This window comes from Chitinophaga sp. ARDCPP14, assembly GCF_051362515.1.
Lineage (GTDB): Bacteria > Bacteroidota > Bacteroidia > Chitinophagales > Chitinophagaceae > Chitinophaga.
Genome location: NZ_JBKIXB010000007.1, coordinates 386,868 through 411,084 on the forward strand (window position 1 = coordinate 386,868; position 24,217 = coordinate 411,084).

The window sequence follows — 24,217 nt, forward strand, 5'->3', positions numbered from 1 at the left end:
CAATTTATGATAGTTGCAAAACACATACACCCGCTGAAATCATGCGTGACAACGTATTTACGGTATACCTGCCTGCTGGTGCTTGTCCTCTGTAAATCCGTGCTGCCGCTTCAGGCCCAGCGCCTCCCCGTGATACCTGCCGGCGCCGATGCATACCGGATGTGGGACAAATGGCCTTCCCAACGGTTCGGAATGCGAACTTATATGAGAAGCACCTACGACCGCTCCGGCAGTAATGAAGCGGCCGACGCCAGCCACTATCTTTTCATGAACGGCGAAACGGATAACGTTACATTGGATGTAACGGGAACGGGTATACTTTATTTTTTTCGTACCAACCACTGGCACGGAAGTCCCTGGCATTTCACTACGGACGGACAGAAACATACCATAAAAGAAACGGCTACCGAAGATCCTGTAAATGCCCTCCGGAACATTAAAGCAAGCGCCTTCATCCCGGCTGCGCCGTTTCCCCGCCCGCTGGCCTGGACCTGGGGCGACACCAAAGGAGCAGACCTCATCTGGACCCCTATTCCATTCCGGGAATCCCTGCGCATCGCGTATTCCCGCACACACTACGGCACAGGATACTACATTTACCAGTTGTTTGCCAACCCCCGCAATCTTTCACAACGCATCAACAGCTGGGATATAGAAAAAGCACCCGACAAAGACGTAGTAGCGCTGCTCAGTAAAGCAGGGCAGGATATTGCACCGGTACATATACCAACCAGCCAGGGAACGGTAGCGCTCAACCAGGAAAAGGTAACGTTGACGGATATACGTGGTATGGCGGTAGTAAGGGCCCTTAAATTCATTATTCCGCTTGCAGACGCGGAAAAACTGGAAAGACTCCGCCTGTTGGTTACCTGGGACGATGCCTCCCTGCCTTCTATAGATGCGCCGCTCAGCCTGTTCTTTGGCGCAGGTACCCTGCACAACGCGGGCGCCCGGGAATACCTTGTAAAAGGCTTTCCTATCAATATCCGCTATGATAGTATCCGGCAAAATGTAGTGCTGGCCTGCTACTATCCGATGCCATTCTTCAAGGCAGCAAAGTTTGAACTGGCTGGTATCACACCCGGGGAGACTTTCATTAACTATGAGATTCGCTACCAGCAACAGCAATTGCGGCCCGCATTCAGCAGCTATTTCCATGCTACCTACCGCAATTTTCCATCACCGGAATTGGGAGAAGATCTAACGTTGCTGGATACACGTGGAATGGAAGGCAAATCCGAATGGTCAGGCAATTTTGTTGGCACCTCTTTTATTTTTACACATAGCGGCGATCTTGGCACGCTGGAGGGAGACCCGCGTTTTTTCTTCGACGACAGCCAAACGCCGCAGGCTCAGGGCACCGGTACGGAAGAGTGGGGTGGTGGCGGCGATTACTGGGGCGGGAGGAATATGTCGCTTCCACTTGCCGGGCATCCCTGCGGCGTAGCCCGGAAGGAGCAGGCAAAAGATAAAAAAGACCTCATCCACTCGGCATACCGTTTCCTCCTCGCTGATCTCATGCCCTTTGGACGCAATGCCCGCATCCAGCTGGAACATGGTGTGGACAATCGCTCTACCGAACACTATGAATCTGTTACCTACTGGTATGGACTGCCCGCCCCCTCTTTGATAAAAACAGATGAACTGGATATCGGTGATCCGGGCAGTGAACAACAACATGGCTATTATTCCCTGCAGGCATCTCCGGTAGAATCCATTGTTTCCCGTTACGAACTGGGTGTTGATTCGCTTATCATTAAAGGACAGGGCAGAAAGGAAATCTACCCCGTACACACAGAAGATGGCCGTTATACCACCGGGGTGTCGGAATTCACCATCCGCCTCGATCCCACCAACGTTGGTGTGCTGCTGCGGCGTACACTGGATTACAGTCACCCTAATCAAAAGGCGGCAATATATATCGCAGACGACAACGGAGACACCACCCATCTTAAATGGAAGCCCGCCGGCACCTGGTACCTGGCCGGCGCCAATACCTGCATGCATAGCAATCCGCCAAAAGAACTGGATAAAAGGGTGTACGAAGTGCAAACCAGTAACCGCCGCTTCCGCGATGATGAATGGCTGGTTCCGGCCGCCCTTACAAAAGGACGCAGCCGCATCAGGGTAAGGATCGTATTTGTACCGGTAGAACAGGAACTATACCCGGGATTTAAATTCCCGGGGAAAAACGCATGGAGTGAACTGCGTTATACCGCCTATAGCTATGTGGTGCCTGATTTTAAAGATTAAACATCTTCCAGCAGGATTTTCACCATGTTCTTGTAATTATTGATAAACTGGTGAGAGATCTTATAATTTTCTGTGGCGGTATAACTGGTTTTTTGGATCCCGTTTTCTGTCAGCTGGTAAATAAGGGCATCGGGGTAAGCCATTACAATAGGGGAATGCGTGGCAATGATAAACTGCGACTGCTGCCCGATCAGCTGGTGCATTCTTGTGAGCATGGCCATTTGCCGCGTAGGGGAAAGCGCGGCTTCCGGTTCATCCAGTATATACAGGCCATTACCGGAAAAGCGATGCACCAGCAAAGACCAGAACGCCTCCCCATGTGATTGCTCGTGCAGGGACACGCCGCCGTAACTGTCAATCACCCGCCGGCCCATGCCTTCCCGGTCCAGTTCTTCAATGTTGGTACCCACGTTGAAAAAACTCTCCCCTCGCAGGAAAAAGCCATCCTTTGCGCGCACTGCCGCCCTGGCTACCCGGATGTACTGATGTAACACGGAATGGGAAGCACGCGTGGAAAATGTGAAGTTCAATGATCCGCCTTCGGGGTTAAAACCACAGGCCACCGCAATGGCCTCTATCAGGGTGGATTTTCCCATGCCGTTTTCACCGGAAAGGTAGGTAACCTTCGGATGCAGCTGCAGGGTTGAAAAGTTTTTTAACGCGGGTATGTTGAAAGGATATTCCCCCGGTGTGGTGATCTTGTCCCTGTTGAGTGTAATGGCCGTTAATCCCCTTTGTGTAAGCATAGCCTTGCCTGTTAGTGTAGTTGTTAAAAGAAAGTAACCTTTCCGCTGTTCATATCGTAAACGCCGCCTGTAATGATCAGTTGCTTCTTTTTTTCCATTTCTGCAATAATAGGGCTATTTTTACGTATATTCTCTACCGTTAGCCTTACATTTTGCTCGCAAACGGCATGTACATACGACTCATTTTTGCTGTTCATATCTCCTTTAAATTCTTTGATGCTGGTAACTGCCGGCCGTATTTTTGACAGCAGCGCGGTTATATTGCCCAGTTTTACATTATCGATGGCCGACTTAATCGCGCCGCAATGCTCGTGGCCCAATACCAGGATTACCTTTGCACCGGATACTTTGCAACCGTATTCAATACTGCCCAGCATATCTTCATTCACAATATTCCCCGCCACACGCGCCACAAACACATCGCCGATCCCCCTGTGAAAAACATCTTCCACGGGTACCCTTGAATCCAGGCACGACAGAATCACCGCCTTAGGAAACTGGCTCAATGCCGCTGCCCTTACCCTGGAAGAAGTATTCCTGACCGTTAAGCGGTCATTTACAAAGTCCTCATTTCCCTCTTTTAAAATATCAAGCACTCTTTCCGGCGTCAATGACTGCTGTTCGTTGGACGACAGTACTTTATTTTCCAACACATCGGTGCTGTCTATAGCAACCTCCTTTTTTGTACTGCTGGTATCGCTGCCTTGTTGTAACCCTTTTTCGTTGCCCGGGTTGCCACAGGCGTATACCAACAAGAGGAGCATGATAACAGATAATTTTGCAGGTATCTTCATAATTTTTTTTTAGATGATTAACGGAATGCTTGGCATGTATAAGCTAACAATCCGGCAAATAACATTGTTTTATTTTCCGGAAAGATAAGCGAATAATGATCACAGCCTTGTATAAAAGTACAACGCCCGCGCTTGGCGCAGGCGTTGCAGGTTATGGTAATGTATCGTTTAAAACAATGGTGTAACCAGTTTAATAAAATAAACAGTATTAAAATCTGTTTTGCCGGTAAGCGGCAGTATTTTCTGGATATAGGTATTGTCTACCGGATCGGGGGGAACGATGCCAAAGTCATCGTCGTTGCTCACTGCCAGGGTAGTGCTGTTCACCAGTACAATACCTTCCGGTTTATCATGCGGGTAACCGGCGATATCTTTCAACAGGTCAACCACCAGCGATTTGGAAACGGTTTTGATGCCTGCAGCCTGCAGTTCTTCATCGGTCAGCACTTCTACTGTTTTGCCATTCACCAGCTTGCCGCCCGCGCCGTCGCCGGCATCAGAAATATCAGTAGCTGCCGAAAGGTCGATTTTATAGATTCTTTTGATCAGCGATGGTTTAACCGGATCGCCGGGGAATTCACCGTCGCGCTCCAGCACCAGGAAGGTACTATTGCTGATCACGGTGATTTCGCTGTTAGCGGTATTTTTGTTTTCCAGTTTATAGAGGTATTGCTTAGTTTGACCGGAGGCGATATCATAGGTGAGGATGCGGGTAAACAGGGAGTTTTTCACCGCATCTTTGGTAGGATTGTATAAGGGCGACTGCATAATGCCTACCAGTGTTTTGCCGTCAGGGGTAATGGTAAGCCCTTCCATGCCACGATTGGCGCGGCGCATCGCAAATACTTTAGGGATCTTCCTGCCGCCGGTGCCTGTACCAAAAGGATTGATCCTTTCCAGTGTTTTGCCGCTTCTGTCGAGATGCACCAGGTGCGGACCGTATTCGTCACTCAACCAGAAAGTACCGTCAGCTGCTACCGTAAGCCCTTCACAGTCTATGCCTTCTGCATCTACAGGAAGTGTTTTGCCATCCTTATCCAACGCCGTTTCCCCGGTACCGCCTGATCCTGCAGGATTGGGAAGCCCCGTTACGGGTACGTTTGCAGCAGATTTGATATGAATGGTTTCTACCAGTACGAGCGAGTCGCCATTCAGCTTGAATTTTCCGATCTGTGGATTAAACCCCGGTACGGCAAATACTTTGGAGTCCTTGATGATACCGTCCGCATTCGGACCGCGGTCGGTCATCAGGTAAAAATAACCAGGCTGCCCGGGCACGTTTGCAATAGAAGATCCATAACCGCCATTGTAAACTTTCACACCGGCCATGTTGGTGGTCATTACTACAGCACCAGCCAGGGTGGCTTTGGCAGGATAAGACGTATTGTTGTTATCAGGAGGGGTGTCGTTTTTCTGACAGGCAAAAAGGAACACAAATCCTAATGGAGCAAAGTAGCGTACTACAGTCATAGTGGTTGATACGTTTAAGGCGCAAATGTGCCCTTTCCGTATGAAGACTATGTTACCGCAATATTATCAAATCGTGAAATTGCTATTCCTTTTTGGGTTCTCTTTCTACGGTAATGCTGCACTCGCCGATCAGTGCCGCCAGTGCGCCAACTGCTGCAAAAACGGGCGCCAGTAATGCACCCACTACGCCAATGGTTAGCGGGAAAGTCATCAGCTCCTTTCCTTCTTTATCTGTAATGGTAATCTTCCGTACATTCCCTTCAGCAATCAGCTCTTTGATCTTTTTTAAGAGGTTTTCGCCGTGGAGGGTGAAAGTTTCTTTTGTGGTCATAGTCTACAGGTATTTGTCTTTTAAGGTACTAATATTTGGTGGGATAACGGTGATGTTCATACATCTGTCAGCTCTATCCACACCGGCGCATGATCACTGCTCTTTTCCCAACCGCGCACATGGCGGTCCACGCCACCGGCAACGAGACGGCTATCCAGTTGCGGGCTCAGTAAAAAGTGATCGATACGCAGGCCTGCATCGCGGCCATATGCATTACGGAAATAATCCCAGAAGGTATAGATCTTTTCATCAGGGTATAGTTTCCGGATGGCATCAGTCCAGCCCTGATCCCTCAGGTTCCTGAATGCTTCGCGCGTTTCGGGGCGGAAGAGGGCATCATCCACCCAACGTTCCGGTTTGTATACATCCTGTTCCGTGGGCATTACGTTATAGTCGCCTGTCAGTACCACCGGTGTTTTGGCCGCCAGCAGCTCTTTGGCATGCGCCGTGAGGCGTTTGAACCAGCTCAGCTTATAATCGAACTTAGGACCGGGAGCGGGGTTGCCGTTTGGTAAATAAAGACAACCAATGGTAACGTTATTAATTTCGGCTTCTATATAACGGCTGTGGATATCCTCGGGATCTCCGGGGAGCGCTCTTCTTATTTCTTTGGGTTCACCTATCCGGGAAAGGATGGCTACGCCGTTCCAGCTTTTTTGTCCGTGCCAGATGGGGGAGTAACCCGCATCGCGGATAGCCTGCTCCGGAAATTTTTCAGGAGGTGCTTTTAATTCCTGTAAACAGGCCACATCAGGCGCCGTTTCCTTTAACCAGCGAAGTAATACCGGGAGACGTCCGTTGACGCCGTTAACATTATAAGTGGCTATTTTCATGGATGCTGTTTATTCATTTGGGTTCGTAATTAGCAACACAATCACGCTGCCATGTGCTTTGTGAATATAGGCAATTATCTGTTTCCGTTTGCCCCGGCAAAGGGAAAAAACTTACTTTTGTAACCTGTTATCAACAGGGGTAGCAGGTTTTATAAATAACGGAACATCATGGCAAAGAAGCATACATCACAACCACACATACACCAGTCGGGCTTTCATTTTTTAAGTAAATTAAAAGAGAATAACAACAGGGACTGGTTTAATGCCCACAAAACAACTTATCAGCAAGAGCTGGGCCTGGTAGAAGAATTTGCAGAAGCACTGCTGGCCAAACTTTCGGTGCATGACCTGATAGAAACGCCCTCCGGGAAAAAGAGCCTGTTCCGCATTTACAGGGACACCCGTTTTTCCAACGATAAAACCCCTTATAAAACACATTGGAGCGGGAGCTTCCGGCGCGCCACCAAATTCCGCAGGGGCGGATATTATTTTCATATAGAAGAAGGCAACAGCTTCGTTGCAGGCGGATTCTGGGGTCCCGTTCCGGAAGACCTGAAGCGGATCCGGGAAGAAATCGCGTTTGATCCGGCACCGCTGAGAAAGATCCTCAACAGTAAATCTTTCAAAACCTATTTTAAAACACTGGAGGGAGAACAGTTGAAAACTGCGCCGAAAGGTTTTGCCCCGGATCATGAAGCGATCGACCTGTTGCGTCATAAGCAGTTTGTACTGGTAAGGAAGTTCACTGATAAAGAGGTGTTGAGTGCAGATTTTCTGAAAGAAGTAAACCTGACCTTTAAAGCCATGCGCCCGTTTTTAGATTACATGAGCGAAGCGCTTACAATGGATCCCAATGGTCTTACGGAGTAATTGCCCTCGTTGAGGCAGTTGCCTGTTATTTTCATACATTCAGGTATGGACAAGCTACAGCAGGCCATCAACGTTTTTGATAAACGTGCGGTCCAATACCAGGATAAATTTATGGACGTAGCATTATACCACGATTCATTTGATCTTTTCTGCAACAGTATTCCCAAACAAGAGGCGGCTGTTTTAGAGATCGCCTGTGGTCCCGGCAATATCACCAAATACCTGCTGCAGCAGCGGCCAAACATTCACGTGCTGGGAATAGACCTGGCGCCCAATATGCTGGAACTGGCCCGCAGCAATAATCCGTCCGCGGAGTTTATGCTGATGGATGCCAGGGACATCCTCCGGCTGAACAAATTGTTCGAGGGGATTATGTGTGGGTTTTGCCTGCCATATCTTAGCCGGGAAGAGGCCGTGAAAATGATCGGGGATGCCGTCCGCTTACTGGCGCCGGGTGGCGTGTTTTATATCAGCACGATGGAAGATGATTATGCCAGATCCGGCATTCAGCGCTCCAGTGCGGGCGATGAGCTGTATATGTACTATCATCAGGCTGATTACCTGGTGAATGCTTTGAAAGAAAACGGGTTTAAGATAATGGATCTTCAACGGAAGCAATACCCCGCCGCTGATGGAAGCACTACAACAGACCTGATCATCATGGGAGGACTATAACCTGTTGAGAAGAAATTTAATATCTTACAGCTTAAATCATCTCTGTGACCAACGATATTTCCTCCATTTTTGACAAAGATTTTTCAGGCGAATCAGCCGTTCGCCGCCGCGATATAATGCCGCTTGCGCTGAGAATATATGCCTGGGTTTTTATGGTTTCTTCCATTTATTCGCTGTTAGGCAACTGTTTCCGGTATATCCGGTATCCTGATGTATTTAAGTTGAATGAATTCAGTCTTACCGTAATATTTTCTATTGCCACTGCCGTGTTGCTTCCGCTGATAAGGTTCCTGCCTAATCTTTTAATTTTGCTGGAGAAGAAGTACGCTATACTGTTATCCCTGGTAGCGGTGGCGATTTCCATACTGGTGGGGTGCTACAGCTCTTACATTAGTATGGCTCACGGGATGATGGGCTACGTGGTAGTGGCCACGAATATTTTCTGGTTGTTAGTAGATATCCCTTATCTCATGATCCTGCTAAGGATCAGGAAGGACTGGGAAAAGGGCATGGGTCGGCCTCAGGGAATATAAGGTCCGCCCGGTTCTCCCCATCCCCACTTCGGCATCGGTTCATCCGGCTTCAGGGGCACTTCCGTTTCCCTGGAGTTGATTACGGCTATACGTGTTCCCCATTCGATATACGCCACAAAAGCAGACCTGAATTCGGGATCATCCGGGAGGTTCAGCGTGTCGGCCGTTTCTATCAGCAGTTGCACCCATCTTTTCCGGTGTTGCTCAGTGAGGTGTTTCCCGAGGTGTTTTTGGATCATCTTAAAATGAGAGCCATCTTCTTCACTGTACATTTTTGGTCCGCCGAAAACTTCCGCAATAAAATGCGCTACATGCAATTGATGTGAAGGCGACATATGCCGGAATACGGGCGCTAATAATTCATCCTGCAATACCTTTTCATAAAAGGCATTCATCAGCTTTTCAAATACGGGCATACCGCCGGCCCATTCGTATAGTGTGGGAATTTTTTTCTCTGAAGTCATTACCGGGTGCTTGATTATGCTAAAGATAATAATTAAGCAGCCAAGTTAGCAGGAGTAACAATGCAAAACAAGCGCCTACCAAAAAGTAGGTGGGGTTATTCACCCGGCGCCGGGATGAAGCAGCACCGGGTGAAATTATTTTAGTTCATCAGCTTCTCAATAGAATTGTATAGCATTGTTTTATTAAAAGGCTTCTCCAGGAACAGATCTGCACCGTTAGCCAGCGCCACATCCTTTGCAGCCGCATCCATCCCTGATATCATGATAATCCTGGTGGCCGGATATTTTTCCTTGATATAACTGATAAAGTCCAGTCCGTACCCATCCGGCAGCCGGTTATCCAGCAATACAATGGCTGGTGGCTGCTGTTGAAAATATTCCACAGCATCGGAAATTGTTTGTACATGCTCTATCTCCATCTCTTTCCCGTCGAGCAATAAATTGATGAGCAAACACATTTCCCCTTCATCTTCCACTATCAGGAGCTTCTGTTTGGGCGTGGTATTCGTAAGATTATGTTCCATAAAATTAATTTAAATGTAATTATTGACGCGGGATAAAAGTTTAAAAACCGTACCAAAGCAACCGGGGATGAATTATCTTTACAAATACCTTTATCAACGGTTAATATATTTCAATGGAAATAAAAGATTTATCACCAAAACACTTATGGCAGCATTTTGCTGAACTGAACGCCGTTCCCCGCGCTTCCAAAAAGGAAGAAAGAGTGATCGCTTTTATGATGGATTTCGGAAAACGTCTTGGCCTGGAAACCACAAAAGACGCCATCGGTAACGTAGTCATCAAAAAGCCTGCAACCCCCGGCATGGAAAACCGGCAAACGGTTATCCTCCAGTCGCACCTCGATATGGTGCATCAGAAAAACAGCGATACCGTATTTGACTTTGATACCCAGGGCATCGATATGTACGTGGACAACGACTGGGTGAAAGCCCGTGGTACCACACTGGGTGCAGATAATGGCATCGGTGTAGCGGCTATCATGTCGGTACTGGCGGCAAAGGATGTCCCGCACCCCGCTATTGAGGCCATGTTTACCATCGATGAGGAAACGGGCATGACCGGCGCGAAGCAACTGGACCCCGTTAACTTTTCCGGGAAGATCCTCCTGAACCTCGATACAGAGGAGGAAGATGAGCTGACCATCGGTTGTGCCGGCGGCATCGACACCAATACAAAAGGCGTTTATAAGGAAGTGCCCGCAGGTAAAAACGCCATCGCATTTCAAATCAGCATTAAAGGATTACTGGGCGGCCACTCCGGTATGGAAATTCATAAGGGCAGGGCCAACGCCAATAAGGTGATGAACCGGTTACTGTATAAAGCAGCAGGGCAGGTAAACATTCAGCTGGCCAGTTTAGATGGCGGAAGCCTCCGGAACGCTATCCCCCGCGAATCACAGGCCATTGTGGCTATTCAGGCTGCGGATAAGGATAAGTTCATGAACGTTATCAGTGAATTTGAAGCCACTATAAAAGAAGAGTATAAAACCATAGAGCCCTCCTTCGTACTGGAATGTAAGGAAACGGCGATGCCTGCGCTGGTAATGGACCCTGCCTATCTCCCGCAGCTGTTGCGTGCCATCTACGCAGTGCCCAACGGTGTGTTCCGCATGAGTCCTGATATCGCCGGACTGGTGGAAGCATCCTCCAACCTCGCCAGGGTACAGGCAAAAGAAGGTGTTTTTATCACACAGTCGCTGCAACGCAGCAGCGTGGAAAGTACCAAAAGCGATGTAGCCACTGCCGTAAGCGCCGCATTCGAAATCATCGGCTGCGAAATAAACCAGGGCGGCGACTACCCCGGATGGAAACCCAATGCCGATTCTGCAATACTCCGGTTATTACTGGCCTTGTATAAAGATCATTTCAGCCACACGCCTAACGTAGGGGCCTGTCATGCCGGCCTCGAATGCGGTATCCTGGGCGCACACCTGGGCAACCCGGATATGATTTCTTTCGGGCCTACCATCCGCGGCGCACATTCCCCGGATGAAAAGGTGCAGATCTCGTCCGTTGGAAAATTCTACGATTACCTGCTGCATATTCTCCGGGAAATACCGGTTAAATAAATGTAGAGAATAAATGTTGTGGTTGTCCGCTTCCGGGCAATCACTTTCCCTTCGGCATATAACGGAAACGGATCATCGCATTTTCTGTTTCTGAAGAAGTAACTTTTAGTTCATAGCGCTTGTCGCTGGTTAAAATAACCATTTTAGAGGTGTTGGGCGGAATATCGCCGAGGTTATTGGCATGTAATACCAGCTCCTGGTATTCCTGTGTGCTATCTGCTGTAAGATGAATGCGCAACGGGCTGCCGGTAAGCTCCTGCCGGTCAGCCACTTTTACCCCATTGAAAAATACGGTTACGGTATCGTGATCAACGGTGCCGTAATCATACAGGCTGATATCTATACCCGGACTGCTGATATCATAGCTTCCCTGTACCCGGTTTTTCCGTTCCGGCGCTGGTTTCGCTGCAAGTGGTACTGTATCTGGTTTGGGTGGAGGAGTAGCCTCCGATGGAGGAAATGTTTTCCCGCTGCCGGGAATTTCCAGGGCAGCAATTTTCGCTCCGCTGAGCTTCGATAACCGCAGCACCCTCTTCGTATGCACTTTCCCGGTGTACTTTGAATAGCTGATCATGCTTCCCTGCAACACTGTTTCTCCATCAATATCAAACAATTTCAGGCTCATGACTGCCAGCCGGGCGCTATGATTTTTGGGGATGGTGAGCTGGTTGAATTTTATCTCTTCAAAACGCCAGTTATCGGCACTGTCGTTTCGTTGGCCGGTCACCGTTAGTTCGCCGTACAATTGCGGTGTTTCGTAAAACCAGGCAGTGCCGGTGTATTTCCCGGCGGCGGTTTGTTTTATATCCATAATGTAACTGCCGGTGCCATAAAACCATCCCTGTGATTCGGCGGCAGCGTAGCCTTTCCATACGCCTTCGAGATTTTGCGCACGGAGTGCGGCAAACAGGAGGAGTCCGCAGCAGGTCAACAATATTGTTTTCATCCGGTTGGTTAACATATGGCCTTAAAGATAAGGTTTCTACGCATGCGCCGGCAATGCGGTTACTGGTTGTAACCGTTGTTGCCGGAAAAGGAGCCCGCCAATAACGATGGTTACCAGGCCTTGTAGCAAAACGGTGTTTGGGGTACCTATCCATTGGGAAATAGCGCCTACCAGCAGTCCGCCGAGTGGCTGCATGCCGAAAAATGCCATCGCATAAAAGCTGATCACCCGGCCCCGCATCGCAGGGTCTACGGTTGTCTGTATCAGGGTATTGCTGATCGTGATTTGCGACATCATGCCAAAACCAGCTACGGTGGCAAATATCAGTGCAACAGGATAAATGGTGGAGTGGGAAAACAACACAAGTCCTGCGCCGAATACCAGTGTGTTAAACGCCAGGATCTTCCGCAGGTTTTTCCCTGGTTTCAGGGAAGCGAGGAAAAGAGCTCCGCAAAATGCGCCCATCCCGATGGCGCTGTCTATCACTCCAAAGGTGGAAGCATTGCCCTTGAAAATATCTTTGGCATACACCGGCATCAGCGTGCTGTAAGGCAATACCAGCAGGCTCACGGAAGCCAGTGTGACTAATATCAGTGAAATAGCCGGAGTGGCCCGGATATAGGCAAACCCTTCTTTCAGCTCTCCCAGCATATTGGTAGTACGCACTTTGGGCGTATAAGCGGGCAGCTTCATACACAGCAACGATCCTATTACGGCAATAAAGCTGATGGCGTTTATACCAAAACAAATGTCTTCTCCGAATTTTTCAAGCGCCAGCCCGGCGATGCCGGGGCCAATGAGCCTCGACAAATTTACCATCGAGGAATTCAGCGCCAGCGCATTGGGAAGGTCCGCTTTGTTCTCCACCATTTCATATACCAGCGATTGCCGCGCAGGTACATCAAATGCGTTGATGAGCCCCAGGAAAGCGCTTAGTCCAATGATCTGCCACACCTCGTAGTGCTTAAAGTAAATCAGCACCGTTAACAAAACAGCCTGGAACATAGATGCAAACTGGGTTATCAGCAACAGCTTGTACCGGTTATACCGGTCCGAAGCCACACCGCCCAGGAAGGAAAAAACAAAGGAAGGAAACATGCTCGCAAAAAGGGTGAGCCCCAGCATGAACTTGGAATGTGTTTGCGAATAGATCACCCAGCTGACCGCAGTTTTCTGCATCCAGGTGCCTATCAGCGATATGGACTGACCACTGAAATATAACCGGTAATTACGACTCTTGAAAGCATTAAAAGTGCTGATGTTCATGTTAGTTCCCCGCTTTTATTCGTACTCCACCAATTTGGATAAAGGCCCGATGGCTGCCAGCAGGATCGCCTGCTCTTCTTTAGTGCAAACCTCGCTGATCGCCTTGCCTAACCATTCGTCCCGCTCTTTCCGTACCCGCTCGATCCGCGCTTTGCCCGCTGCCGACAAGGAAATATGAATCTTCCGCTTGTCGTGGGGAGAGGCCGTCCTGTTGATTAAATTCAGCTGGAAAAGATGCTGGAGTAATTGTCCCATCGATTGCGGCGTCATTTTCTCCATTACCGCCAGTTCTGCCGACAGCAGGTAATCGTGCTGGTCCAGTAATACCAGCACAGAACGCTCACTCTGCGATAGCTCCTCATTTGCCGGCGATAGCTTTCGCAGCTTTCTCACCAGCCTGGCAAGAAGTGGACGGAGTTGTGCGGCAAGTTGGTGCGGATTTCCGGAAGCCATATAGTAAGGTAAAGTTATAAGTTTACCTTACAAATATAGTAAATTATTTCCGGAGAAAATAAAAGGAATAGTTACTTCCCTGAGAAACGGCTTAGCGTTTCACGCGATACGCCAAGATAGGCGGCAATCAATGTTTTGGGAACCCGTTGAAAAAGCGCCGGGTATTGTGCCAGCAACTGTTCGTAGCGCGACTGCGCATCATTGTTGAGCAGCGACAGGATCCGCTGCTGTGACGCCACATAGCCGGAAGTGGCTTTTACCCGGAAAAAATGCTCCATTTTATGGGAAGCTTCACAGAGCTTTTTTTTATTTTCGAAAGATAAACACAGCAGGGTAGATGCTTCAATACAATCAATGTTCAGCTTTGCAGTTGTTTGGTTTACGTACGCATGGTAATCGGTGATCCACCAGTTTTCCATCGCGAACTGGATAATATGCTCCTTACCGGCTTCATTAAAATATGCCGCTTTTAACAAGCCGCTTACCACAAAATATTCATGTCCCACCAGGTTGCCCTCCTGCACCAGGAACTGGTGCTTACGTAATTTCTTTTCGGTGAAGTACGACTGTATATGATCGAATTCCGTATCGGTGAGTGGGGAGATTACTTCAATATGTTGCCTTAGCGCATTACTCATAAGATACAAATTAACATAAAAGCTGTGACCTGTATCACAATTAAATGGTGATCTGTTTCCTTTTGCAACATATTTATAAATACCAACTTTGTGCAAAAATCAGGTAAATGAAAACTAAAAAAACGGGCTTATTGCTGTTACTGTTGCCCTTTCTGGCTTTTCAGGCATATAGCCAGCATACAAAAACAAATAATCATCAGTCTATGAAAAAAATACTTATTGTGGTGACTTCCTTCAGCGAAGTAAAAAGCACCGGGCATAAAACCGGTACCTGGATAGAAGAATTTGCCACACCCTACTACCTGTTTACCGATAAGGGGTTCCAGGTAACCATTGCGTCACCCGCAGGTGGAAAGGCGCCCATTGATCCAAAAAGCACCGCACCCGATTATAGCACGGCATCAGTAAAAAGATTTTTCAATGATCCGGCAGCCCAGGAAAGATTGAATCATACTGTTTTGTTGAAAGACGTGCAGGCAGCGGATTATGATGCTGTGTTTTATCCCGGCGGACATGGCCCCATGTGGGACCTGTCAGATAATGCCACCTCCACGCAGCTGATAGAAACATTTTATGCCGCCGGAAAACCCGTGGCACTGGTATGCCATGCACCTGCTGCACTGAAAAATGTAAAGGATAAGAATGGCGCGCCTTTGGTAAAAGGGAAAAAAGTATCGGCATTCACCAACAGTGAAGAAGTAGCCGGACAAACCACCGCTGAAGTACCTTTTTCTTTGGAAGATATGTTGAAGGAGCGTGGAGCAAACTATGTGAAAGGGGCCGATTGGCAGCCCTTTGCAGTAGCCGATGGTAACCTTATCACCGGGCAGAACCCTGCTTCCGCACAGTTAACAGGCGAAAAAGTAATCGCAGCCCTGGGCGTGAAATAATATAACAATAGTAATAGAAAGCCTTCAGACATATACGGTCCGAAGGCTTTCTGTTATCAGGCAACCACCACGGGTGGATGCAGTTTGTGATAGTAAACATAGGAAACCACCAGGCTTACAAAAAAAGAAGTATGACCTATTTCCAGCAATACACTGTCGCCGCTTGATAAATGCGCCACCGCCGCGGAAATCAGGGTTATGCCAAACCCGAAGTAGGCGAACTCCCGGAGCTTCGGCGGCGTAAAGGGCAACAACAGCGCCAGTGAGCCCAGCACCTTGGCAATGGTAAGTTCTATCCGGAACCAGTTGGGCAGCCCCAGGTGAGCAAAGGCGCCTTTCATTTCAGGATTGAAAGCAAAATTAAAGGCGCTCCATAACATTACGCCGGTAAGGATAAGTGTGGCTGTCCAGTAAATGATTTTATCTTTTTTCATGATGTTCAGTTTGATCAGTTGAATTTGTAAACACTCAACAGGATGATGATGAAAACGAAAAGTAATTGTATCGTGTGGAACAAACGGATGTTGCCCCTGATCTTTTGAACAGTGCCGGCAGATGTTTCAAAGGATTTCTTTAACTGCTTTTTCTGCCGCTGTCCGAAAAGGAAGGTGTTGAGGATAATAACGATCACCAGGCCAAACTTCACCCGGAACCACAACTGCTCGCCAAAAACACCATGCGTCATGTACATAATGCCTATGCCGGAAAGAATGATCAGCCCTATTCCCACTCTCATTAATACCGGGAAAACAGAGATGGCCTGCATTACCGTGGCGGCTTTGCTTTTATCCACGTCGTACTGCTTCCAGAACTGCCGGAAGCCTACAAAATCCGCTACCGAAGTACCGGCGAAGAGAAGAAATCCTATGAGGTGGAGCACAACGAAGCCCTGGAAAATAATCTGTGTTGACATCTGACTATGATTTTTATATGACAGAATCGAAATAATATAAGTAAATGTATAACGGAAATATAGTAAAAACAAAAAATCCGGAGTATTTTTTATATTATTGCTTCGGAAATAAAATATCTGGTATGAATAAAGCCGTAGAACTGATGACTGAATGGGGAGCGTTTGATGATCAGCATCCGGAAAGCAGCATTGAAGAATTTTGCAGGCATTACCTGGCACGCAAACAAACACGGAAAGCGGTTCCGCCGGAAGGGAAGTTTCTGCCGGTACAAAGCGAAGGCGTTTTGATGCGGGTAATAGGAAGAATCTTTAAACTACACACTATTTACACGGTGGCGGCGCTGGACGGCACCGGTATCAACACAATCGATGAATATTCATTGCTCAATACGGTTGCCCAGTTAAAAGAACCCCGGAAAACAGAAGCTATCTACGCGGCGTTGCAGGAGCTGTCTACCGGCACGGATAAGTTAAACCGGCTGAAAAAACTCGGCTACCTCACCGAATATGACGATAAAGAAGACAAGCGCTCCAAACGGTTAAAAGTAACGCCCAAAGGAGAGAAAGTACTGATCCAATGCAGGCGGCGGATCAGCCAGCTCGCGGAAGTAATGTTCCACGACATGACCGATGATGACCGTAAGTTATGCGTGCAGCTCCTGAAAGGCGTGGAAACAAAATTCGCCGGTATCTGGCAATCGCACAAAGGAAAAGATTTTGAAGAAATCTATGCGGAGATCATAACGGATAAAGGTTAGTACTTCATATCAAACCGCCCGTCGGTCATACGAACGGTATCACAACCTGCTGTTATCAGCGTACAGGTAAAGGTGCCGGCAATGACTTTTTGCTCGGTGTCCAGCTTCGTGATAACCAGCTGTCCTTCCTGCTGCACCTTTGCCGCATCCATGCCAATATACTCACAACCGGTATTGGTGCGCATTAGCAGCCGGGTATATACAAAGGCTACATCCGTCGCAGGCGTGGTAACAGGATAAGTTCCCGTTTTATTTAAGTTGGTGGCGATAATCTGGAAACTCCGCTGCACAGAGTCGCCGAAGTCGAACCGGGTCATGGATACATTAAAACTTCCGTTCCTGGTACTAGGGTCATAATATGCGGAGGGATTGGGCAGGCCTACACTTCCGCGTGGAATGAACACCTTCCCGTTTACCAGGCTGCCAATAGTATTTTTACCTTCCTGTGTGATGGAGGGCAGCGTATCCGGAAGGGAGGAAGGAGGGATCACGGTTCCCCGGCCGCAGTGAATACTAAACAGGGAAAAGGAAAGAAGCGCTATACAGAACAGTTGTTTCATGGGTCTTATTAAGAGGATATGAAATTAGGATATTCTCTAAATAAAACGGGAAGGGCCGGCAAAAATTGCCAGCCCTTCTGAGTCATTTTACGTTTACTTATCTACATCCATGCAGTAAGTAACGCAGTGCCATACTTTATTAAAATCCTTGCCTTCATGTTGTCCGCTGGCTTCTTCGGTAAAAGTACCTTCCAGCAGGTAGCGGCCTGCCCATGCGGGTGAAAAAGTAACATCACCAGCCTGACCGGCTTTGAATTTCTTAGTCCATCCCTCCGGCGACTGTACGATTACTTCACCGGCAGCAGGAACAGCCTTCTTATAGCTTAACTGCACGGTGGCCGGCTGATGCAGCTTGTTTGCTTTTTTGAGATTCGTCAGCATGGAGAAATCCGTATGTTCTTTTGCGTTGTCTGCGCCGGTTAAAGTATTGTTGACTTTCACCAGCCCCATCGCATAATAATGGATCTTACTGCCGCTGTATACTTCCTGCACGGTATGATCAATAGCTAACAGGTGTGTGCCGGCAACAGCAGGCGTAAAGGTGGCGGTGAAGTAATTGCCGTTGGCGGTACAGGTCAGTTTCTCTTTTTGTCCGTCGGGTTTTACCAGGTACAGTGTAAAATCTTTCATATTACTGAACCAGTGCTGAATAGAATCGCGCTCGTTATCGGCATATTCTCCCAGGAAAACTTTCACTTCCTGTGCCTGCCCGATCTTCCCGGTAGTAACGGTTTCGATCCAGATAGCATGGGCAAAAAGTGATTGAAGGCTACAGCATAAAATAACAGAAAACAGGAATTTCTTCATTATATCTTAATTTATAAATGGCGCATCATCTGCAATGCGGCAAAGCTATGCCGGCAGAGGGCCGGCCGGTAAGCGAAAAGGGAATATTATTTACGCAATCGGGAAAAATTAGGCGCTAATTTATTGAAAGAGCGCTTCATTATTCCGATGGCAGTATCCACTGTAATCCTTTTATAAAGGTAGGCAGCTGCGTATCCATATGTCCCAGGTTGGAATAAACATCTCCCCGGTAAGTAACCTTTGGGGAGATAGAAGTCGTTAGTTGCACCATCAGTATCTGCAGGGATAACGCCCCGGAATCCCCGGCCTCCGGTTCCTCCTGCCCTCCGAATGTAAAGTAAGCCCTGACATTCGTCCGCATGCTGTCCTTTCCCCGCGCTGTTTTCAGTTGCTCCGGCAAATAGTAGTGGTTATAATGTAATGCCGGGCTCGCCGCAATATACCCGCTGAAACCGGTGGAAGCGCCCGCCAGATCACGGTAAAGCGCATACGCCGTAAAATAACCGCCCAGCGAATGTCCCATCAGTACGCGCTTCGTGGTATCGGTGCGATATTGCCGGTCTATCACCGGTATCAGCTCCCTGTGTACAAACGACAGGAATTTATCGGCGCCGCCACTGGTGCTCATTTCATATTCCGGGATGGCAACAGGATAGGTGTCATCCCGGTTCCTTAAGGAATCCATCTCCGGAAAATCTTTATAACCAATACCCACTAAAATCACATTCGGCGCCAATCCTACTCCGGCATATTTATTCAGGGTAACTGCCATCACATCAAAATACAGGTTGGCATCCAGGAGGTATACCACCGGGTATTTTTGAGATTGCTCCGGATGGTAATCATCCGGAAGGTTTACGAAGATAGAAAAGGAATCAGCCACCGCTTTTGAATACAGGCGCATCACGGCAGTTTTGCCTTGCTCGTCTGCCACAGGCGCACATCCGGCCATTAGCAGCAATACAATAACGGGAGTAACATAACGGGTCATGGCTGTGAATTTAGATACATTCTAAAGTATCACTTATTTCTGTTTACAAAATGTTATATTTAAACTCATCTTTTCCTGAACAAACAACAAATCCTCCATGAGTAATACCGCGAATGAAAGAGCCGCCATGCCAAAAGATAGCAGCGTTTTAGACAGCAGGAGTTTGCAGAACAGCTACGCCACGCTGATACCACTGCTCAGGGAAGGTATGCGGGTGCTGGATGTTGGCTGTGGTACAGGCGCCATATCTGCCGGTATCGCCGGCGCAGTGGGTAAAACAGGAAGCGTTGTGGGCATCGACAGCAGCGCGCACCTGATTGCTAAAGGAAACACGGATCACGCGGATCTTTCCAACTTAACACTGCTGGAGGCAGACCTGTTCGCCTACAATCCGGCAGAAAAATTTGACGTCATCGTTTCTGCCCGTGTGCTGCAATGGTTAAGTAATCCACGCGAAGCACTGCTGAAATTTAAATCCCTGCTAAACCCGGGCGGCTATATTTCTATTTTAGACTACAACCATCACCAGCTGGAATGGACGCCTGCGCCTCCGGAAAGCATGCAGCGCTTTTATAAAGCATTCCTTTCCTGGCGTGCAGATGCAGGCATGGATAATGAAATTGCGGATCACCTCTCGGGGCTTTTTGAAGAATTGGGCTTTCATCACATCACCGTGTTGAACGCCGATGAAATATACACCCGCGGCGAAAATAACTTCGCAGAAAAGGCAGGCATCTGGTCCAAAGTAGCGGAACTAAGAGGCCCGCAGATGGTGGAAAGTGGTTTTATCACAGAAGAGGAGCGCATCCGTGTCGTCACGGATTACCAGGTATGGATCGCGGAGTCAGCGCAAAAGATGGTGATGAAATTGAAAGATGTGCAGGCACGGATTACTCCCCTACATACGCACTAAACTTCAGTACCCGGTCCTTTTCAATGGTAAATGCCTGTCCGCAGTCGGCGCTGTAAGCGGAAACACCACCGCGGGCTTCGTCCTTGTAGGTAATACCATAGCAACCACTGGCCGTGGACGATCGGATCACCATCACATAACTGCGTTTGGCCGCTACCGTTATATGCGGTTTGATAGTAACCGGCTCCGGCGACCAGCTCAGGCTGTCGCGGGGAATGGCCGCCTCATACAGCGCTTTTCCTGTTGCCGGTAATCCCTTATCATCTGCCGGGTAAATGCTGATATGCAGGTCGTCGTCCGGATAGCCGCTTTTAAAAGCAGTGATGCTTACAGCCGTAAGCACGCCTGAGCGGGTAGGAGTAAAGCTTTGCGAACGCTGCATACATCCGTTAATGTCGCACTGGAACCGGAAGCCTTCCTGCCCGCTGCTGTTGTCGGGCTTCACTTTCATAACAGGAGTCGAAGCAGCGCGCAAGGGCAGCTGTATGCTGTCTTTACAAACAATAGGTTCAATAGCGCCGTCTGCTGCAAAGGAAAGCGGCGCCCAGTAATAATTAGCCAGCGCTTCATTTTTTGCCGCATTGTTCCACAGATCACTGCCATACAGGAAAACGCTGTCGCCGTTGAGCTTAATAAGAGATACAAAAGACGGTTGTCCACCGCAGGATCGATCGCTGATCTTTATTCCATCGGACCATGGGCCCAGCGGCGATTCCGCACGGCGATAAGAAGTACCAGTACCTGCACAATAGCCGCAATTAGGATCGGAGTACAACAGGTAGTAACTGCCGAAGCGCCGGAAGAGCGCCGGCGCTTCGGTATTGCCTTTCGTCACTGCTTTTACATGCTCTCCGCTGCCAGTCAGATAATCGGCACTGAGCTTTTCAATTACAATGGTGCCTTTTGTTTGCCAGTCGGTATACGCAATATAAGCGGTGCCATCTTCATCTACAAAGGTATCATGATCACCGTTGTTCAACCCGGCGATAGCGCCGTTGCTGTTCACTGCCATCCGGGGCTCCGCCACTTCTGTAAACGGACCGGTGGGTTGCTGGCTGGTAAATACGCGGAAGCCGGTACGGTTATCATATACATTGATCCACAGTACATACTGTTTTGTTTTTTTATTATAGATCACATGCGGCCTGAAACAGCCATAGGTACTGCCATTACAGCGGGTTTGCCATACCGGTGTGCGGGCGTTAAATAAAAAGCCTTTGTCGGTCCACTGCTGAAGATCTGTAGAAGTATATACTTTAAATCCGCAAAAGGGAGCCTCTTTTCTGCCCCATTCAAATCCACAGCCATAGCTGGTACCATAGAGGTAATAGGTACCGTTGAAATAAGCGATTTCACCGTCGTGCGCATCAATGGCTGCGCCGGCAGTACTGAAGCGGATAGTTTGTTGTTGCTGCGGGTTGAAGTTAACAAGCGACGAATTCGTTTGCGCATGCACGTTATACATCAATAACAACAGGCAGCAAACCATGTTAAATATCGCCTTGCGCTCTTTTCCGGTATTCCGTGGGCGTAAATCCGGTCTTCTCTTTAAAGATCCTGGAGAAGTAAAACGAAGAATCAAACCTGAGATCATACGCAATTTCTTTTACAGATACAGCGGGATCATTCAATAGCTCCCTCGCTTTCTCTATTTTAAGTTGGATATAATATTGAAACGGAGATAGCCCCGTGTATTGCTTAAACGCTTTTCTGAACCAGGAGTAACCCACCTGCAACTCTTCTGCGGCCTGCTCCGGGGAATAATGCCGGGAAATGTTGGCGCGGAATAACAGCCGTGCTTTGTTCATCAGTTCTTCTCTCTCTTTATTCCCGCTTGCCTGTTGCTTCACGAGGTAGTGGATGTTTCCCATCAGGTGAAGCGCTGCGCCGGCAATGAGCGGCTGGTAGCCAGGGCGCTCCTGTTTTGTTTTTTCTATAATAAGATGAAACAACTGCAGGGTACCTTCCTGGTAACCGATATATAAACAGGGCTTTTCCCTGGTGAAAAAGTTTTCCTTCAGGAGGTTGTCGAGCACAGGGCCTTTCATGCCTACCCAGTATTCATCCCAGCCGGTTTCGGCGAGTGGCCGGTAGCGGTGCCTTTCTCCCGGGAACAGCAGGATAATGGTACCGCCTTTTATTTCCTGCTGCCGGCAGCTGTCGGACTCAAAAATGCCTTTGCCGCCGGTGATATAAATAACCTGGTATTCATTCAATACCCTTCCTTTCTTCCAATTAAAATGATGATGCGCCGGATGATCTTTCCCCGGGTAAATGCCCGCTGCTGCCACCTGCGTACAACCGGTATTCAGTACCCAAATGCCCCAGCGCTCATCTTCCCTGCTCACGGGCAGATACTTGTAATAGTTCATCATAACGCTTTCTTCTTTATATAAAAATATAAAAAGCCGGAAAGGTTTCGGAAAGTAATAAGAATTTCCGCCACCCGCCGGGATTGTATCATAAAGTACAACCGAAATATCAAATAATTCATCGCACCGCGACTAGCTTTATCACAGGATCCGGTTACCATTCAAAAAATTGCGTTATGAATACATTAAAAGTGGGCCTGTTTGGGATAGGCCTCGCTGCCTATTGGGAACAGTTCGAAGGACTGCAGCAGCGGTTGTCGGGGTATATTGATATTGTGCATCAGCAGTTGCAGCACTACGGCGCCGATATCGTTCACCTCGGCCTGATAGACACGCCGGAGAAAGCTTTTGAAGCGGGCAGCCGTTTCCGGAAAGAAGACGTTGATCTGATCTTTTTATATGTAACCACCTACGCGTTATCTTCCACGGTTTTACCGGTGGTGAAACGCGCAAAGGTACCGGTGATCGTATTAAATCTCTCTCCGGCCGCGGCCATCGACTATGCCGCATTTAATCAGCTGCCGGACCGCACCACCATGACCGGCGAATGGCTCGCCTTCTGCGCCGCCTGCCCGGTGCCGGAAATAGCCAGTGTATTCAAACGTGCACACATTCCTTTTTACCAGGTAACTGGTATGCTGCAGGATGATCCTGTGGTGTGGAAAGAAGTGGAAGAATGGATCGCCGCCGCAAAAGTAGCCCACACCCTGTATCACAACAGGCTGGGCCTGATGGGTAACTACTACGGCGGCATGCTGGATATTTACTCCAATCTTACCCTGCACGCAGCCGTGTTAGGCGGACATATGGAAATTATTGAGGTAGATGAATTATCAGGACTCCGGAATACGGTCAGCGAAGCGGAAATTGCCGCGAAGCTCCGGGAAGCGCAACAGTTGTTTGACATACAACCCGATTGCTCACCGGAAGAATTGCACCGCGCTGCCAAAACAGCGGTGGCTTTGGATAAACTGGTGGCAAAGCACCAACTGGGTTCCCTGGCGTATTACCATAAAGGAAGTGGCAACGCTATCAATAAAGATACCATGAGCTCCGTGATCATGGGTACCTCTCTCTTAACGGCACAAGGCATCCCGGTAGCGGGGGAGTACGAAGTGAAAAATGCGCAGGCCATGAAAATCATGGACAGCTTTGGTGCAGGTGGTTCCTTCACAGAGTACTATGCCATGGACTATAAAGATGATATTGTGCTCATGGGACACGATGGGCCCTGCCATCCTGTAATCGCCGCCGGTAAAATAAAACTGAAACCATTACAGGTATATCATGGAAAAGTAGGAAAAGGATTGTCCGTGGAAATGTCGGTGGCACACGGCCCGGTAACATTACTGTCTGTAGTGGAAACAGCCGATGGAAAATTGCAGTTCCTCCTGGCGGAAGGGATGTCGGAAGCCGGCCCTATCCTTGAAATCGGCAACACCAACAGCCGTTACCGGTTTCCCACAGGCGCCAGGAATTTCGTGGAAGCATGGAATGCGCACGGACCGGCGCATCATTGCGCAGTAGGCAAAGGGCATATAGCGTCAAAAATAAAAAAGCTGGCGGAGTTGTTGGGAGTGGAGGCGGTGCAGGTCTGTTAACACCGCAATAATCGCTGTATATTTATTCAAGTTTTACAAGCGGTCACC

27 protein-coding genes are annotated in these 24,217 nt (G+C 48.5%); 9 read left to right on the forward strand and 18 right to left on the reverse strand.

The window, feature by feature from the left end:
- Window positions 1-6 precede the first annotated feature (6 nt).
- Complete coding sequence (locus ACLHR0_RS20940; protein WP_436489231.1) at window positions 7-2,253, forward strand: DUF2961 domain-containing protein; 2,247 nt, start codon at window positions 7-9, stop codon at window positions 2,251-2,253.
- On the opposite strand, the gene ACLHR0_RS20945 is transcribed toward ACLHR0_RS20940, so the two are convergent.
- From ACLHR0_RS20945 to xth, 5 genes are all read right to left on the reverse strand, one after another.
- On the reverse strand, window positions 2,250-2,999 hold the full coding sequence (locus ACLHR0_RS20945) for an AAA family ATPase (protein WP_429063470.1): 750 nt from the start codon (window positions 2,997-2,999) through the stop codon (window positions 2,250-2,252). The two genes, ACLHR0_RS20940 and ACLHR0_RS20945, sit on opposite strands and share 4 nt — an antisense overlap.
- 23 nt (window positions 3,000-3,022) lie before the next feature.
- Window positions 3,023-3,793, reverse strand: a complete 771-nt coding sequence (locus ACLHR0_RS20950; RefSeq protein ID WP_429050044.1) for a carbonic anhydrase family protein — start codon at window positions 3,791-3,793, stop codon at window positions 3,023-3,025.
- A 168-nt stretch (window positions 3,794-3,961) separates the two neighbouring features.
- A complete protein-coding gene (locus ACLHR0_RS20955) occupies window positions 3,962-5,263 on the reverse strand; it encodes an esterase-like activity of phytase family protein (protein WP_436489234.1) in 1,302 nt (433 codons plus the stop codon).
- Between the two features lie 82 nt (window positions 5,264-5,345).
- Entirely contained in the window at window positions 5,346-5,594 is a 249-nt protein-coding gene (locus ACLHR0_RS20960; RefSeq protein ID WP_370907671.1) for a DUF4342 domain-containing protein, read from the reverse strand.
- 56 nt (window positions 5,595-5,650) lie between these two features.
- Window positions 5,651-6,427 carry an exodeoxyribonuclease III gene (xth, locus tag ACLHR0_RS20965; protein WP_429063473.1) on the reverse strand — a complete coding sequence of 259 codons (777 nt, stop codon included), beginning with the start codon at window positions 6,425-6,427 and terminating at the stop codon, window positions 5,651-5,653.
- 168 nt (window positions 6,428-6,595) lie between these two features.
- Here xth and ACLHR0_RS20970 point away from each other — a divergent pair, with 168 nt between their 5' ends.
- From ACLHR0_RS20970 to ACLHR0_RS20980, 3 genes are read left to right on the forward strand one after another with little or no spacing between them, the layout of a single operon-like run.
- On the forward strand, window positions 6,596-7,297 hold the full coding sequence (locus ACLHR0_RS20970; RefSeq protein WP_436489236.1) for a DUF2461 domain-containing protein: 702 nt from the start codon (window positions 6,596-6,598) through the stop codon (window positions 7,295-7,297).
- Between the two features lie 45 nt (window positions 7,298-7,342).
- Window positions 7,343-7,972: a class I SAM-dependent methyltransferase gene (locus ACLHR0_RS20975; RefSeq protein ID WP_436489238.1), complete on the forward strand. Its 630-nt coding sequence runs from the start codon at window positions 7,343-7,345 to the stop codon at window positions 7,970-7,972.
- Between the two features lie 44 nt (window positions 7,973-8,016).
- On the forward strand, window positions 8,017-8,505 hold the full coding sequence (locus tag ACLHR0_RS20980) for a hypothetical protein (RefSeq protein WP_429050036.1): 489 nt from the start codon (window positions 8,017-8,019) through the stop codon (window positions 8,503-8,505).
- Here ACLHR0_RS20980 and ACLHR0_RS20985 read toward each other — a convergent pair.
- On the reverse strand, window positions 8,493-8,969 hold the full coding sequence (locus ACLHR0_RS20985; protein WP_436489240.1) for a group II truncated hemoglobin: 477 nt from the start codon (window positions 8,967-8,969) through the stop codon (window positions 8,493-8,495). The genes ACLHR0_RS20980 and ACLHR0_RS20985 overlap by 13 nt on opposite strands.
- 140 nt (window positions 8,970-9,109) lie before the next feature.
- Window positions 9,110-9,493, reverse strand: a complete 384-nt coding sequence (locus ACLHR0_RS20990; RefSeq protein WP_429050032.1) for a response regulator — start codon at window positions 9,491-9,493, stop codon at window positions 9,110-9,112.
- 113 nt (window positions 9,494-9,606) lie between these two features.
- Here ACLHR0_RS20990 and ACLHR0_RS20995 point away from each other — a divergent pair, with 113 nt between their 5' ends.
- Window positions 9,607-11,061 carry an aminoacyl-histidine dipeptidase gene (locus ACLHR0_RS20995; protein WP_436489242.1) on the forward strand — a complete coding sequence of 485 codons (1,455 nt, stop codon included), beginning with the start codon at window positions 9,607-9,609 and terminating at the stop codon, window positions 11,059-11,061.
- A gap of 40 nt (window positions 11,062-11,101) precedes the next feature.
- Here ACLHR0_RS20995 and ACLHR0_RS21000 read toward each other — a convergent pair whose 3' ends face one another.
- From ACLHR0_RS21000 to ACLHR0_RS21015, 4 genes are all read right to left on the reverse strand, one after another.
- Entirely contained in the window at window positions 11,102-12,007 is a 906-nt protein-coding gene (locus ACLHR0_RS21000; protein ID WP_436489244.1) for a hypothetical protein, read from the reverse strand.
- 36 nt (window positions 12,008-12,043) lie between these two features.
- A complete protein-coding gene (locus ACLHR0_RS21005) occupies window positions 12,044-13,273 on the reverse strand; it encodes an MFS transporter (protein WP_436489246.1) in 1,230 nt (409 codons plus the stop codon).
- Between the two features lie 15 nt (window positions 13,274-13,288).
- Window positions 13,289-13,726, reverse strand: coding sequence for a MarR family winged helix-turn-helix transcriptional regulator (locus ACLHR0_RS21010; RefSeq protein WP_429050020.1), 438 nt, complete (start codon window positions 13,724-13,726; stop codon window positions 13,289-13,291).
- Between the two features lie 71 nt (window positions 13,727-13,797).
- Window positions 13,798-14,364 carry a Crp/Fnr family transcriptional regulator gene (locus ACLHR0_RS21015; RefSeq protein ID WP_436489248.1) on the reverse strand — a complete coding sequence of 189 codons (567 nt, stop codon included), beginning with the start codon at window positions 14,362-14,364 and terminating at the stop codon, window positions 13,798-13,800.
- A gap of 203 nt (window positions 14,365-14,567) precedes the next feature.
- Here ACLHR0_RS21015 and ACLHR0_RS21020 point away from each other — a divergent pair, with 203 nt between their 5' ends.
- Complete coding sequence (locus ACLHR0_RS21020; protein WP_436489250.1) at window positions 14,568-15,254, forward strand: type 1 glutamine amidotransferase domain-containing protein; 687 nt, start codon at window positions 14,568-14,570, stop codon at window positions 15,252-15,254.
- A 56-nt stretch (window positions 15,255-15,310) separates the two neighbouring features.
- On the opposite strand, the gene ACLHR0_RS21025 is transcribed toward ACLHR0_RS21020, so the two are convergent.
- Together ACLHR0_RS21025 and ACLHR0_RS21030 are read right to left on the reverse strand one after the other, a co-directional pair.
- The gene (locus ACLHR0_RS21025) at window positions 15,311-15,688 is read right to left on the reverse strand and encodes a DoxX family protein (RefSeq protein WP_436489252.1); all 378 of its coding nucleotides are present in this window, start codon (window positions 15,686-15,688) and stop codon (window positions 15,311-15,313) included.
- 14 nt (window positions 15,689-15,702) lie between these two features.
- A complete protein-coding gene (locus ACLHR0_RS21030; RefSeq protein ID WP_429063484.1) occupies window positions 15,703-16,167 on the reverse strand; it encodes a hypothetical protein in 465 nt (154 codons plus the stop codon).
- A gap of 122 nt (window positions 16,168-16,289) precedes the next feature.
- Between ACLHR0_RS21030 and ACLHR0_RS21035 the strand changes: the two genes are divergently transcribed.
- The gene (locus tag ACLHR0_RS21035; protein ID WP_436489254.1) at window positions 16,290-16,925 is read left to right on the forward strand and encodes a MarR family winged helix-turn-helix transcriptional regulator; all 636 of its coding nucleotides are present in this window, start codon (window positions 16,290-16,292) and stop codon (window positions 16,923-16,925) included.
- Here the strand turns inward: ACLHR0_RS21035 and ACLHR0_RS21040 are convergent.
- The 3 genes from ACLHR0_RS21040 to ACLHR0_RS21050 form a co-directional block, all read right to left on the reverse strand.
- Window positions 16,922-17,485: a hypothetical protein gene (locus ACLHR0_RS21040; protein WP_436489255.1), complete on the reverse strand. Its 564-nt coding sequence runs from the start codon at window positions 17,483-17,485 to the stop codon at window positions 16,922-16,924. The two genes, ACLHR0_RS21035 and ACLHR0_RS21040, sit on opposite strands and share 4 nt — an antisense overlap.
- 93 nt (window positions 17,486-17,578) lie before the next feature.
- Window positions 17,579-18,292, reverse strand: coding sequence for a hypothetical protein (locus tag ACLHR0_RS21045; protein ID WP_436489256.1), 714 nt, complete (start codon window positions 18,290-18,292; stop codon window positions 17,579-17,581).
- 139 nt (window positions 18,293-18,431) lie between these two features.
- Window positions 18,432-19,283: an alpha/beta hydrolase gene (locus tag ACLHR0_RS21050; protein WP_436489258.1), complete on the reverse strand. Its 852-nt coding sequence runs from the start codon at window positions 19,281-19,283 to the stop codon at window positions 18,432-18,434.
- A gap of 97 nt (window positions 19,284-19,380) precedes the next feature.
- On the opposite strand from ACLHR0_RS21050, the gene ACLHR0_RS21055 reads away from it, so the two are divergent.
- On the forward strand, window positions 19,381-20,196 hold the full coding sequence (locus ACLHR0_RS21055) for a class I SAM-dependent methyltransferase (protein ID WP_436489260.1): 816 nt from the start codon (window positions 19,381-19,383) through the stop codon (window positions 20,194-20,196).
- On the opposite strand, the gene ACLHR0_RS21060 is transcribed toward ACLHR0_RS21055, so the two are convergent.
- Complete coding sequence (locus ACLHR0_RS21060; RefSeq protein WP_436489262.1) at window positions 20,174-21,685, reverse strand: family 43 glycosylhydrolase; 1,512 nt, start codon at window positions 21,683-21,685, stop codon at window positions 20,174-20,176. The two genes, ACLHR0_RS21055 and ACLHR0_RS21060, sit on opposite strands and share 23 nt — an antisense overlap.
- 1 nt (window position 21,686) lies before the next feature.
- Window positions 21,687-22,571, reverse strand: a complete 885-nt coding sequence (locus ACLHR0_RS21065) for an AraC family transcriptional regulator (protein ID WP_436489264.1) — start codon at window positions 22,569-22,571, stop codon at window positions 21,687-21,689.
- 173 nt (window positions 22,572-22,744) lie between these two features.
- On the opposite strand from ACLHR0_RS21065, the gene ACLHR0_RS21070 reads away from it, so the two are divergent.
- Entirely contained in the window at window positions 22,745-24,169 is a 1,425-nt protein-coding gene (locus ACLHR0_RS21070; protein WP_436489266.1) for an arabinose isomerase, read from the forward strand.
- Window positions 24,170-24,217: the final 48 nt, after the last annotated feature.